This is a genomic window from Pectobacterium quasiaquaticum (genome assembly GCF_014946775.2).
GTDB classification, from domain to species: Bacteria; Pseudomonadota; Gammaproteobacteria; order Enterobacterales; family Enterobacteriaceae; genus Pectobacterium; species Pectobacterium aquaticum.
Genome location: NZ_CP065177.1, coordinates 1,357,538 through 1,370,143 on the forward strand (window position 1 = coordinate 1,357,538; position 12,606 = coordinate 1,370,143).

Annotated in this window: 15 protein-coding genes and 2 pseudogenes; 14 read left to right on the plus strand and 3 right to left on the minus strand. The window is 51.5% G+C overall.

Translation table 11 applies throughout. The features are described 5' to 3' along the window. Positions 1–24: 24 nt before the first annotated feature. From gspH to IG609_RS06230, 8 genes are all read left to right on the plus strand, one after another. On the plus strand, positions 25–591 hold the full coding sequence (gene gspH, locus IG609_RS06195) for a type II secretion system minor pseudopilin GspH (protein WP_193398550.1): 567 nt from the start codon (positions 25–27) through the stop codon (positions 589–591). Continuing rightward, positions 588–953: a type II secretion system minor pseudopilin GspI gene (gene gspI / locus IG609_RS06200; RefSeq protein ID WP_039284733.1), complete on the plus strand. Its 366-nt coding sequence runs from the start codon at positions 588–590 to the stop codon at positions 951–953. Before gspH ends, gspI begins: the two co-directional genes overlap by 4 nt. A gap of 89 nt (positions 954–1,042) precedes the next feature. Next, a complete protein-coding gene (gene gspJ, locus IG609_RS06205; RefSeq protein ID WP_240348976.1) occupies positions 1,043–1,603 on the plus strand; it encodes a type II secretion system minor pseudopilin GspJ in 561 nt (186 codons plus the stop codon). Next, positions 1,600–2,586: a type II secretion system minor pseudopilin GspK gene (gene gspK, locus IG609_RS06210; RefSeq protein WP_193398548.1), complete on the plus strand. Its 987-nt coding sequence runs from the start codon at positions 1,600–1,602 to the stop codon at positions 2,584–2,586. Before gspJ ends, gspK begins: the two co-directional genes overlap by 4 nt. Then, positions 2,583–3,860 carry a type II secretion system protein GspL gene (gene gspL / locus IG609_RS06215; RefSeq protein WP_193398547.1) on the plus strand — a complete coding sequence of 426 codons (1,278 nt, stop codon included), beginning with the start codon at positions 2,583–2,585 and terminating at the stop codon, positions 3,858–3,860. The genes gspK and gspL overlap by 4 nt, the downstream gene beginning before the upstream one ends. Further along, a complete protein-coding gene (locus IG609_RS06220; RefSeq protein ID WP_193398546.1) occupies positions 3,857–4,351 on the plus strand; it encodes a type II secretion system protein M in 495 nt (164 codons plus the stop codon). The genes gspL and IG609_RS06220 overlap by 4 nt, the downstream gene beginning before the upstream one ends. Further along, positions 4,341–5,087, plus strand: a complete 747-nt coding sequence (locus tag IG609_RS06225) for a type II secretion system protein N (RefSeq protein WP_193398545.1) — start codon at positions 4,341–4,343, stop codon at positions 5,085–5,087. Before IG609_RS06220 ends, IG609_RS06225 begins: the two co-directional genes overlap by 11 nt. Positions 5,088–5,176: 89 nt before the next feature. Further along, positions 5,177–6,022, plus strand: coding sequence for a prepilin peptidase (locus tag IG609_RS06230; RefSeq protein ID WP_193398544.1), 846 nt, complete (start codon positions 5,177–5,179; stop codon positions 6,020–6,022). Positions 6,023–6,161: 139 nt separating this feature from the next. Here the strand turns inward: IG609_RS06230 and IG609_RS20595 are convergent, their stop codons facing one another. Both IG609_RS20595 and IG609_RS06235 read right to left on the minus strand, forming a co-directional pair. Continuing rightward, positions 6,162–6,221, minus strand: coding sequence for a membrane protein YpdK (locus IG609_RS20595; RefSeq protein WP_226373383.1), 60 nt, complete (start codon positions 6,219–6,221; stop codon positions 6,162–6,164). Between the two features lie 398 nt (positions 6,222–6,619). Beyond that, a pseudogene (locus IG609_RS06235) lies at positions 6,620–6,812 on the minus strand (LLM class flavin-dependent oxidoreductase); the annotation flags it as partial. Positions 6,813–6,941: 129 nt separating this feature from the next. Here IG609_RS06235 and dbpA point away from each other — a divergent pair. Then, a complete protein-coding gene (gene dbpA / locus IG609_RS06240) occupies positions 6,942–8,324 on the plus strand; it encodes an ATP-dependent RNA helicase DbpA (protein WP_193398542.1) in 1,383 nt (460 codons plus the stop codon). A gap of 60 nt (positions 8,325–8,384) precedes the next feature. Continuing rightward, complete coding sequence (locus tag IG609_RS06245; protein ID WP_193398541.1) at positions 8,385–8,957, plus strand: alpha/beta hydrolase; 573 nt, start codon at positions 8,385–8,387, stop codon at positions 8,955–8,957. 104 nt (positions 8,958–9,061) lie between these two features. On the opposite strand, the gene IG609_RS06250 is transcribed toward IG609_RS06245, so the two are convergent. Beyond that, positions 9,062–9,601, minus strand: a complete 540-nt coding sequence (locus tag IG609_RS06250; protein ID WP_193398540.1) for a hypothetical protein — start codon at positions 9,599–9,601, stop codon at positions 9,062–9,064. Between the two features lie 522 nt (positions 9,602–10,123). Between IG609_RS06250 and IG609_RS06255 the strand changes: the two genes are divergently transcribed. The 4 genes and pseudogenes from IG609_RS06255 to IG609_RS06270 form a co-directional block, all read left to right on the plus strand. After that, positions 10,124–10,390, plus strand: coding sequence for a hypothetical protein (locus tag IG609_RS06255; protein ID WP_193398539.1), 267 nt, complete (start codon positions 10,124–10,126; stop codon positions 10,388–10,390). A gap of 124 nt (positions 10,391–10,514) precedes the next feature. Then, the gene (locus tag IG609_RS06260; protein ID WP_193398538.1) at positions 10,515–11,276 is read left to right on the plus strand and encodes a hypothetical protein; all 762 of its coding nucleotides are present in this window, start codon (positions 10,515–10,517) and stop codon (positions 11,274–11,276) included. A 246-nt stretch (positions 11,277–11,522) separates the two neighbouring features. After that, positions 11,523–12,314, plus strand: coding sequence for an NPP1 family protein (locus IG609_RS06265; RefSeq protein ID WP_193398537.1), 792 nt, complete (start codon positions 11,523–11,525; stop codon positions 12,312–12,314). Positions 12,315–12,352: 38 nt separating this feature from the next. Next, positions 12,353–12,590: pseudogene (locus tag IG609_RS06270) on the plus strand (IS5/IS1182 family transposase); the annotation flags it as partial. Positions 12,591–12,606 lie beyond the last annotated feature (16 nt).

Genomic DNA, 12,606 nt, shown 5'->3' on the forward strand with positions numbered 1-12,606 from the left:
CGGGAAAAGGACGGCAAAAGCGCAATGAAGCGATCAACGAGGAAGCAGCAGGGGTTCACCCTGCTGGAAATGATGCTGGTCGTGTTACTGGCGGGCATCGCAGCTAGCATGGTCGTCATGGCGTTTCCTCCCGAGCGCCAGAATGACAGCGCCTGGCAGTTGGCTCGTTTTCAGGCGCAGCTAGAGTTTGCCGCTGAAAGCAGCCAGGTGAACGAATACATGCTGGGTGTTCGTATCTATTCCGATCGCTGGCAGTTTTATCAACTCCAGCGACCCGCTGCATCGGAAGGGACGCCGATCCCGAGTGGCGATCGCTGGCAGGGCTACAAGTGGCAGCCGTGGCAACCGCATCGGGTGAGCGCATCGGCGTCGCTGCCCGAGGCATTACGACTTGAGCTACTGCAAGCCGATGGGAAAAAAGTGGATAAAACGCAGAGCGGTGACGATCCGGATATCCTGATTTTGCCCGGTGGCGAAATCACGCCTTTCCGTCTGCTCGTTAAATCTGAAAACAAAGCGCTCTCGAATTGGCTCCAGGTGGATAACACCGGACGATTTGTGACGTCGATGAGTCAGGGTAAGAAACGATGAGACGACAGAAAGGGATGACGCTGGTGGAGGTGCTGGTCGCGCTGAGTGTTTTTGCGCTGGCAGGTATTGCCGTTTTGCAAACGACAGCCAGACAGGCAAGCAGCCTGAGCCGGCTGGAAGAGAAGACGTTTGCAGGCTGGGTGGCGGAAAACCAGCAGGTTCAACTGCGACTGGAACAACGCTGGCCGGAAGCGTCGTGGGTGAGAGGCGAGACGCAGTTCGCTGGCCTGCGCTGGCATTGGCGTTGGCAGGGCGTAGAGACCGGTGACCCTCAGACCAAAGCGCTGGATGTGGAAGTGCGACGTAATAAAGACGCCTTTGCCGCCGATGCTTCCCTGCGCACCTATGTGGTGAAACAATAATGTTTAGTAAAACAAGGATGTGTAGCCAAATACGAAGGGGGCGAGAGCCCGCGCGACAGAAGCGCCAGCGGGGGTTTACGTTGCTGGAGATGATTCTAGCGATCGCTATTTTTGCGGCGCTGAGCCTCAGCGCGTTTCAGGTGCTGAACGGCGTGATGCGTAATGATGACATTTCGCAGCGTAAAGCCGAGCGTCTGGCTGAAATACAGCGCGCATTTTCACAAATGGACAACGATTTCTCCCAGATGATCGCTCGTGGCAGCAGAGGAAGTACCTCAATGTTTTACGCTGGTCGCGATCAATTAAAAAGTGATGACTGGGGCGTTAGCTTTATGCGCAATGGGTGGCAGAACCCGTTTGGCATTCTGCCTCGCTCTGAACTTCAGCCCGTGGCCTATCGGTTGCGGGAACACACGCTGGAACGGTTAACGCATGTGACTCCCGACCCAATTGAAGGTCTTGAACCTGGCGTAAAGCCGCTTCTCACACAGGTTGACGGTTTCCGCCTGCGCTTTTTCAGCAATAAAACCTGGCGCGATCGCTGGGACAACAGTACGCAATTGCCACAAGGGATTGAAGTGGTGCTGACCTTAAGGGATTACGGCGAGATGTCGCGTATATTTTTGATTACCACTGGGCCGGTTAAATGAGGTCGCGTCAGCGCGGTGCGGCGCTGCTGGTGGTGCTCCTTATTCTGGCATTAATGGTGACGATTGCCGCAGTGATTACGGAGCGTACAGGCAAAGCGTTTTTGCGCACCGAAAGTCATTTGAGCCGTCAGCAGGCGAAATGGTACGCATTAGGCGCGGAAACGCTAAGTGGGCAGATATTACAGCGCGATGCGCGGAGTATGCCGGGGCGCACGTTTGCTGGACAGAACTGGTCGCAGCCGGAGCAGCGTTTTCCCGTGGACGGTGGCGAAATCACTGGCCAGATTAGCGATGCGCGTACCTGCTTTAATGTGAATGCGATCAACCAAGGTGTAGATAACGAAAGTACGCTGGTGAAAACGCCTTATCCGGCGCAGGTTTTCCGTTTGCTATTGAAAAATCTGGGTGAGGAAACGGATCGTGCAGAAAAAATTACCGCGGCGGTGCGTGACTGGATTGATGCAGATAACTATCCGTCGGCGAACGGTGCGGAAGACGATGTCTATGCCACGCTGCCGGTGCCTTATCGTACGGCCAATCAGAGAATGAGTGAGATCAGCGAATTGCGTTCAGTGTATGGCATTGACAGCGATCTCTATCGTCGACTATTGCCCTACGTCTGTGCGCTGCCGGTGGATGCGATGTCCATTAATATCAACACGCTAACCGAATTTGATGCCCCGCTGTTGTCCGCTGTGTTCCTGAACGAAATGACGATGTCGCAGGCAAAAGCGCTGGTGCAGCAGCGGCCACGTATGGGGTGGGCAAGTATTGAAGTTCTGCAACAAACTGGGCTATTGCCCCCGAATAGTAAAAATACCGCGCAGCGAGTGCTGGCAGTAAAAAGTGAATGGTTTTTTGTAAAACTCCAGGTGCGTGTCGGCGACAGCGATTTCCATCAACGTAGCTTGCTTCATCTGAGTGGACAAAAGATAGAGGTCGTGCAGCGGCAATATGGAGGATATAGGACGGTGAATCCATGAAAATAGCGGGAAGATGGAAGCGAAAAGCCGCAAAAAAACCATTAAATCGAGGCGCGGTCGTTCGACATCCGTGCCTCATTGTTCGTCTTCCGGTGGAAGAGCAGGGAGAGATCGAATGGCAGGTGCGTTCATCTAATGGGGAAAGTTTACTGAGTCAGGGTTGCGGTAGCATCGAACAGGTTCGTCAGGCGCTGGTAGCTTATCCGTCTGTGGTATTTACCCGCATTCTGGTTCCGGCCACTGACGTAACGTTCTATACCCTGACGTTGCCCCGACAGGCCCGGCGTCAGCTGACGCAAGTCGTGCCGTTTATGCTGGAAGACCAACTAGCGACGGAAATTGAAAAGCTGCATTTTGCTGTGCTGGAAATTCATGGCGATGACGGTACGGTTGCTGTGGTGGAAAAAAGCCGGATGCAGCGTTGGTTGGCACAGTGTGATGCGTTGGGGCTCAGCGTCGATACGTTATTGCCTGACGCCCGCGTATTGCCGAAACATCAGGATGGCTGGAGCGCGTTGCAGCATGATGACATGTGGTTGTTTCGCCAGCCGACGGGCTATGCCATGGCGGCGGAGTCTTCCTGGTGTGGTGATCTGCTGAAAGCCGCTATGCCGCTGCCTGCGATATACAGCTACAGCGCGACATCGGTTGGTGGTGAACTGGCGCAATATGAATGGCAGGAGGAGGGCGAGTGGAAGGTACAACCGGAAACGGATCTCTTCACGCTGGCGGCAACGGCGCAGCTACCTGCTTCGGTCGATCTGCGGCAAGGCGATTATGCGCCGGAGAAAGCCTGGCAAAATACTCTGCTGCCGTGGCGCGGCGTCGGGATCGCGTTTGCCTGTTATCTCCTATTGGTTATGGCGGATGCTGGCTGGGCGCATTACCAGCTTTATCAACAGGCCGAGCATTGGCGACAGGAAAGTGTACGCGTCTATCGACAAATTTTCCCGTCTGAGACGAATGTCGTTAACCCGCGCGCGCAGATGCAGCAGCACCTGCAACGTACGGCAGCCGGAGGCACAGGGAAAGCACTGCTGGATCAATTGAACCCCTTACAGCAGCTCATGACGCAGAATAGCGCGATCAAAATTCAGTCGCTGTCTTACGATGGCGCAGCGGGTGAATTTCGGCTGGCGTTGCAGGGCACGTCATATCAGGAACTCGAGCAATTTCAGCAGCAGGCTGCCGCTTATTATCAGGTACAGGCGGGAGAGATGCGGCAGGAAAACGATCGGGTTGAAGGCCGCTTAACGTTAAGGAGCCAGCAATGAATGAATTACGGCAACGCTGGCAGGCGATGAGCCCACGCGAGCGTCAGCTTATGGTCGTGTGCGCAGTGCTGCTTCTGCTCTGTCTGGTGTATTACGCTATTATCCAGCCTTGGCAGGCGCGGGAAGATCTGTGGGAGCGCACAATTTCCCGCGAGCAGCAGACTGTCAACTGGATGCAGAAACAAGCTTCATTGATTCCGCAGGGAAATCAGGCGCAAGGGGACAATAGTCAGCGCGACGTCAGTCTGCCGATTTTGATTTCGCAAAGTACCAAGCGTTACGGACTCAGCGTTGTTCGTTTGCAGCCGCAGGGCAGTCAGGCATCGGTGACGCTGGGGCAGAGTGATTTTAATAGTCTGCTGCGTTGGCTTGGCGAACTGGAACAGAAAAATGGCGTAAAAGTGATGTCGCTGGATGTGAATGCCGTCGAGCAAAGCCCCGGAATGGTGGATGTTACCAGACTGATGCTGGAACGGGCAGATGAAGCTTAAGTCCGGTATTGGCGCAGGTATCGCTATGGTTCTGGCCTACGGACTGTTCCTGGCGAGCTATGTGCCTGCCCGCTTGCTCACCGCCGTGCCACTGCCAACTGGAATGGTGGTTGCAGAGGCAGCCGGAACGCTGTGGCAGGGGAACCTGCAACGGTTTAGCTGGCGCACGTTAACGCTGGACGATGTGCACTGGAACCTCACCTTCTCGGATTTTATGCCCGCGCTGGAGATTGCGTTTAAAAACCCGGAAGGTATTGCAGGCCGCGGGATCATTCGCGGCTGGCAGCAGCCGCAGTTTTATCAATGGCAGCTTTCTGTGCCTGCGGGCTATTTATTCAGCCATCTGCGTTTTATCGTGCCAATTGGGGCTGAAGGAAACGTGCAGCTCAATCTGCAAGAGGCGACGGTCGACCGTTCAGGCTGCCAGTCGTTGGATGCCCATGTAACCTGGCCGGGGGCGCGGGTGAAAACGCCGCTGGGTGGGCTGGTACTTGCTACGCCGCAGGCCACGTTACGCTGCCAGCAAGGCGCGCTAGAAGCGAGCCTGCGGCAGATCTCGTCACATCTACAATTGTCTGGCAAAGGCAGCGTCACCCCGAAAGGCGAATATCGTTTTACGGGGCAGCTTAGCAGCGGAAATGACTTACCCGCGACGATGAAAAAGCTGCTGGCAACCACCGGTAAAGCCGATGAACAGGGTGCCAGAACGCTGAATTTTCAAGGTCGCTTGCTGTAATAGCGGTAAGCGCTGCCGGTGCTGCGTAGTCGAGCGTAAAAATAAACCGCTTACTCATACCGTTTCTTTATCAACAATCAGGGACTAACGTGGACGATTTAAGGGAATTCGCACAACTGTTTCCGGCGTGGTGGTTTGGGGCACTGGGCGTGTTGGGGTTGATTGTTGGCAGTTTTCTGAACGTGGTGATTTACCGTTTGCCGATTATGCTGGAACGTCGCTGGCGGAAGGACATCGAGCTTGAAACGGGCATGGACGATTCCGGTCCTGATACGCGCTACAATCTATGGTGGCCGCCTTCATCTTGCCCACACTGCCAGCAGACAATTGCGGTGAGAGACAATATCCCGCTGTTCAGTTGGCTCTGGCTACGTGGGCGCTCCCGCTGCTGTCATCAATCGGTGTCTGTGCAATATCCGCTGGTGGAAGCGATCGCCATGCTGGCTTTTCTGACGGCGGGTTTGCTCTGGTTGCCCGGTATGGCGCTGTGGGGGGCGTTGATTCTGCTGTCCTTCCTGTTGGTGCTGACCGTTATTGATATAAAAACGCTGCTGCTGCCGGATGTGCTTACGCTGTCGCTTCTGTGGATTGGGCTGCTGTTTAATCTGTCGGAGACGTTTGTCCCATTACATGATGCCGTGGTGGGGGCGATGGTCGGCTATTTGTCTCTTTGGCTACTTTATTCGGTATTTAAATATGCCACGGGTAAAGAAGCGCTGGGGCACGGTGATTTTAAGTTACTTGCCGCACTGGGTGCCTGGCTGGGCTGGCAAGCATTGCCGAATCTGGTTCTGGTAGCCGCATTGAGTGGACTTGTCTTTACTCTCATTTGGCGAGGATTACGTAAAGAAGAGGCGAATAAACCGCTGGCCTTTGGCCCCTGGCTGGCAATCGGCGGCGTGTTTGGCGTGATAATGAACGGATTCAATTTGTAGAGAATGACAAAGACAATACGAATCATCGGCTGAACGTCGATCGGCGGGCATAAAAATAGGCTGAGGGTATAAATACCATCAGCCTTTTTTATCTCTCTATGCCCTTCAGCGAATAAAGCTTTGTCAGGCAAATGACCGGTTATTCTACCATCAGCATAAAGGCACTCACCCAAACGACTAAACAGAATGAGATACCCATAAAAAAATACTTCACCGATTTATTCTCCAGCAGAAACCACGCCAGCAACGATCCCGATTGTGCGTTTTATTATGGAAGGAAATAATTACGCTGCCGATGATGTCACCGAAGGGTAATCTTTCCCGTTGTCATCACCAGAGTCACACCAGTTATGACGGGATCGGCGCTAAATCTACGCCGAGTGAGGGGGGGAATTCAAGAGGTCCAGAAACTATATTTTCAAAATAGCATTAAAAAGCGTTGAGCTGTTTCAGAGGCTAAAAAAACGGGGAGATACGAGTGAAAATAGCCCCTCAATTTCCCCGATTTTGACGCTGTTATCGTCGATTTACGCCTACTGGATCGGTTTTCATTTTTAGACCGCATGTCTAATCCAGTCCCCCATCGCGGGCGCGATATGTTTCATCATCCTTTAGCGTGGAGCTTTGCAGTTTCATACCTAGCTTTACTGCCCATACTGCCGCGGCATTCGATCCAGAACCCCACCAGATTCGGTCACGTAACTCAGTTGAATGAGGTTCCAGACGCAAAGGCTGGTGAATTTGGGAACATGAAGGACAAGGCTTTCTGACGAGCAAAGGATTCGCTTCGCGGTTTTAGTCGCAGAACGGGAGGTAAATCGGTCAACGATGACGAACTCTGCTATGATTGCGGCATATCTGCGCCGCTTTTTAGCGCGGCGTCACCTTTCGTTATCTCGTCCTTGGTAGAGTAATCACTGTGAGTACAACCTCTTTTTCTTCCCTCGCGCTGCCCGCAGAGCAGTTATCCAATCTTAATGAACTGGGCTATACCGACATGACGCCAGTCCAGGCGGCGACGTTGCCAGCCGTTCTGAGCGGTGCAGACGTGCGAGCCAAGGCGAAAACCGGTAGCGGTAAAACGGCGGCATTCGGCATTGGGCTGCTGGATCGTATTGTCGTGAGCGACTTTACTACGCAGGCGCTGGTGCTGTGCCCGACGCGTGAACTGGCCGATCAGGTCAGCAAAGAGCTGCGTCGTCTGGCTCGTTTTGCACAAAACATTAAGATTCTGACACTGTGCGGCGGTCAGCCGATGGGCCAACAGATCGATTCGCTGGTTCACGCTCCGCATATTGTTGTCGGGACACCGGGACGTATTCAGGACCATTTACGCAAGCGGTCGCTGTCTCTGGATAGCCTGAAAGTGCTGGTGCTGGATGAAGCGGATCGCATGCTGGATATGGGCTTCACTGACGCGATTGATGATGTGATTTCCTACACGCCGTCCGATCGCCAAACTCTGTTATTTTCCGCTACGTATCCAGAAGAGATCGAGCAGATCAGCGCGCGCGTTCAGCGTCAGCCGCAACGTTTTGAGATTGCGGATGGTGTGGAAGAGCCGACTATTGAACAACGTTTCTATGAGACGACGAAAGATCAGCGCCTGCCGCTATTGATTGCCATTTTGGGCGATTATCAGCCTGCGTCCTGCGTGGTGTTCTGTAATACGAAACGTGATTGCCAGAGCGTATTTGATGCGCTGGACATGCGTGGGATTAGCGTATCCGCGCTGCATGGCGATCTGGAACAGCGCGATCGCGATCAGGTTCTGGTGCGTTTTGCTAACCGCAGTTGCCGTGTGCTGGTGGCAACTGATGTTGCGGCTCGCGGTCTCGATATCAAAGAGCTGGAGCTGGTGGTGAATTTTGAGCTGGCTTTCGACCCTGAAGTTCACGTTCACCGCATTGGCAGAACGGGACGCGCGGGTACAAAGGGGCTGGCGGTGAGCCTGTGTACACCACAGGAAATGAACCGCGCTAATCTGATTGAAGACTATCTCGGTATGCGCATTAAATGGACACCAGCGGATGAGATTGGCCGCGGTGGTGAAATTGCCCTTGAACCTGAGATGATGACGCTGTGTATTGATGGTGGCAGAAAAGCCAAAATTCGTCCCGGCGATATCCTCGGGGCGTTAACCGGTGATGCAGGATTAACGGCAGCGGAAGTGGGGAAAATTGATATGTTTCCGATGCATGCCTATGTGGCAATCCGTAAAGCCAGTGCTAAGCGTGCGTTACAGCAGCTCCAGAAAGGCAAAATCAAAGGAAAAAGCTGCAAGGCTAGATTGTTAAAGTAACCAGTGGCTGATATACCAGACAGAAGGGGCACGGGTAACGGACAGGAGTGTTAAGGGCGGATGCAGACAACAGAAATCGATCGGCGGCTAACGGAAGTGAGCCAGCAGCTAACGATGGTGCTAGTGCCGGGACTGCGGGACAGCGATGACGAACACTGGCAAAGCCATTGGGAACGGCGTTTCCCTGACTGGCGTCGTATACGCCAGCGGGAATGGTATCAGGCCGATCTGGATCGCTGGGTGTTAGCGATCCGTCGTGAGCTTAGCGTCTGTACACAGCCCGTGATTCTGATCGGCCACAGTTTTGGCGCGCTGTCTTCCTGTCATGTGGTGCAGCAGGGGCAGGAGGGAATTGCCGGTGTGATGCTGGTGGCACCTGCCGAACCGATGCGCTTTGAGATTGACGATCGCATTCAGGCTGCACCGCTGTCGGTTCCGACGCTGATATTTGCCAGCCATAACGATCCGCTGATGAGTTTCACTCGCGCCCAATACTGGGCGCAGGCGTGGAACAGCGAGCTGGTTGATGTTGGTGAGGCGGGGCATATTAATGCAGAAGCGGGATTTGGTCCCTGGGAATATGGTCTGACAAGATTAGCTGAGTTTTCAGAGGCGCTCATTGATACTCGTTAATCGGACAGTTTCCATCAAATAGCCATAGTATCTTATTAAGATAACGTTATATTTTTCTTTAATGCCAGGGCAATGACTACATTTGTCTTGGCATCTATTTTTTATTAAGACAGCTCTTCTTGATCGCCTGAACTATGTAGCATTTCCTGAATCTGCTGATAAACTTCGGCAGCGGACAAATTGCTATATGACGTTTTGCTCTCAAAATGTAATACCTGCTCGCCACCAGAACTATGAAGTGCGCCCATGAGTGCTAGGTCTTCTTGTGTTATACGCTGCCCAGTAAAGGCATCGAACATTTCAGAATTACCATCTGGGTATTTAACCACGGAGATGAGCTTGCCGTTGTACAAAGGAATCCCCGTCATTGCCAGCGAGTATTCGCTAGCGGCTTTCTGCTGTGCTTTAACTTGTTCAGTTGGAGGCGCATCTTTCTCTTTAGCGGCGCGCTTCTTTTGAGAAGACAGCGTGACTTTGGTGCTCTCGTTCGAGCTCGGCATATTTTGAGAGTCGGAGTTTGTTGATGTGTCGGTTTTATTTCCCGGACTGATGGCCGCAACCACAGTTGGGTTAGCTGCCGCGCCAATCGGAGGCATGGTTGCCGGAGTCGTCGCATTCACGAGTTGAATATCTGGGATCACCACAGTATAACTCCTTCTTATATCTATTTAATGCTGGTAATGGTTTTACCAGTGAGTTACTTCAGTGTGTTAAAACCACAGGCGTTAATACCGCAGTCGTTGAAATTCAGGTCACCAACACCTGCAGGATAATTATCTTCCGTTAAAAACGGATCAATCTGCTGGGGATAATTTCCTATTATTCAACACGATGACGTTAACGAAATGGTTCAGTGAAAACACGGTTAATGTAAAACAGTATTTATGCCAAACACTATTTATGCAAAATGCAATTGCATTAAAAAATACCCTATCACAAAAGGTATCGGCTGTTTTTTCTGCTTCATTAATATCCAAAAAGCATAAGATTTAACTTTTTGATTACCAATCGTGCGAACTTATGTGACTAAACCTCTCCATTTTTAGAAAATATAACGCTATCATAATATTAGCGTGATGCAGTGATAACCCTTTCCTCATATCTGCTCTACAAGCGCGGGGGAACGCGATACACTGTTTTCTTGTTTTCACCTGTAAAGAAGTGCTATGCCCAGTATTAAACTGACGGTTAATTATTTGTATCGGCAAGTCGGCGAAACGCGCAAAGCCTCACAGGCCACTGCCCGCGTTTTTGTTGGTGATGAGCTCATCGCCACCGAGGTGATTACCGGGATGACGGAAAGCCCTGTCGAGAAATATTTGCACCACTCAGGGCGAGAAGCGCAGCCCGTACGTGTCGAATGGGATTGCGAAGGCACAATAGCCATGACGGTGTCTGAGGTAGAAATCTGCCCCTGCTGCCACCATGATTAGCCTGATATGCTAAGCCGTTTTTGAATGATTCGGTGCCATGATTGACACGCTAAAATACAACGCGAGTTGCAGAAAAACCAACATATCAGTAGCTTGAAGTATGACGGGTAGACAAGGTGAATGTATGAGAGCAGCGGTATCAACCTTAATAGCCTGTGGACTGTGGACGGCAACATGGGGAGCGCAAGCCGGCTGGTATGTCGTGAGCAATTACGAAGGTCACATTGGTCCTTATCCGGTACATTTTTCATTGCAGAAATACAGTATTGGCCAAGATAAAAATCTGCTTGGGAGCTACTTTTACGATAAATACAGAGCGCCGATCCCTCTGTATGGGCGACTCTCCGAAACCTCGCTTGAAATCTGCGAAATCCATACCCCACAGGATTATGATAAATATATCGTTCAGGGCGTTAAGTCCGGCATCGATATGACGCACTGTCCCTTTAAATTAGCCGAGGTAGGAGAAGAACTCCGCGGCGAGTGGTCAAACGGAAAGGCGCGTTATGATGTTAGCTTACGGCGCGTGGCATCCTTTGACGATAGCGAGCAGCCCGCCAAGGTCCAAGGGCAGGTTGATATTCCTTTCTGGGGGCAAACGGCGACTCACAGTTTCGTCGGCGTGTATCAAAACAGTGATGCAGGTATGGTCGTTGAGGGAATCAAGGCGATTAACAAGAAGAGTGGCAATGTCGATCAGCTTCTCCAGCCTGATTTTCAACAATGCCAGTTTGGCTTTTTCATGACTCCGGTTTATATGAATATTGAAAATGGCGGAGATAATCGCAGCATCATGCTGAATTGCTATTCCCACGGCGGAGGCGATATTCTGCTGGAATACCGTTTTGATGCGACAAGCCAGCGTTATGATGTGGTCGGTGAGTAAAATTCTAACGGATTAGGATCGTTAGCAATTTTTAATAGATAAATCCTCAGCATTATTTTGCAGGCTAAATATATTGGCGTTCATTGTTGGAAATAAATGTTTTTTATTTCCACGTCTTTCTTGTTAAAAATATTCCCACCTTCATTTTTTATCAATGCTGTGTCTTATCAATATTACGTTTTAACTTCATTGTAACCGCAAGGGTACGAGTCCATAAAAGGGCTATTTTCTGCTAAAGGAGTGAAAATGCTTTCAGGAAAGAAAACGATCATGGCGACATCCATATTATGTGTCGCTTTTTCTGCGCATGCGGATAATTTCTCTAAGTTAGATCAAGCGCTACCGTCCGGCATTAATGCGCTTGCGATTGCGCCGGTATTTGATTTCGACAGTGATGGTTGTTTACCCAGTGCCGGTTTTAGTCGGGGCGGGATACAAAACGGTGGCTTGACGCCGACAGGAAGTCTGACAGGCGGGTGTCGATGGGGTAACTTTCTTGACTCGTCAAATACATTGCACCGATACGCCTGTGTTGATTCCGGTGGGGCTCGCTATTGTGGTAGCTTCTATGCGCTCTATTTCTTAAAAGATCAGGTACTGGGCGGTTTGAACACGGGTCATCGACATGACTGGGAGCATGTTGCTATCTGGACTAAAAACGGTGCGGTAACGCACGGCAGCTTCAGTGCGCACGGCAAACTGACGACGGAATCCGCAGCGAATATCGATAAGCAGGGCGGTCGCCTAAAATTTATCTACCACAAAGACGGTGCATTAACGCACGCTTTCCGGTTTGCCAAAACGAATGAACAGGCGGAAAACCCTTACGGCAACTTTGTGACGCCGGATATTGTCAGCTGGTATGCGATGTCGGGTGACGGTATCAGTAACGAAGAGCTGCGTAACCGATTAAATGCGTTTGACTACGGTTCTGCCTCGATTCCGCTTAAAGACAGTAATTTCCTGACTAACCTGAATAATGGCCGACCGGCCGGTTATCCAGAATTTACGGCGGCTAGTCTAATCGCATCGAAATAATCATCAGGGGCTATCTGTCCTTGAAATGATGCCCACCTGGTGGTTTTGGTACCCAAATCCATCGGGCGATAGACGGAAGTAGCCTCCCGTTAAACATTGTGCTAAATCCAAGACAGGCGCACGAAAGCCAGTTCTCCCTGCGCCCTCTCGACGGAAATTGGTGTTCAGCGGCTTAACGGTAGCATGGGGCGTCGTGGTGGGTGCTAAAGCTTACTCGGGAGAGGGGGTACGTAACGCATTGAGAAAAAGGGTATAAAAGCAGTTATCACCCTAAAATGTGTTGACTGCAATA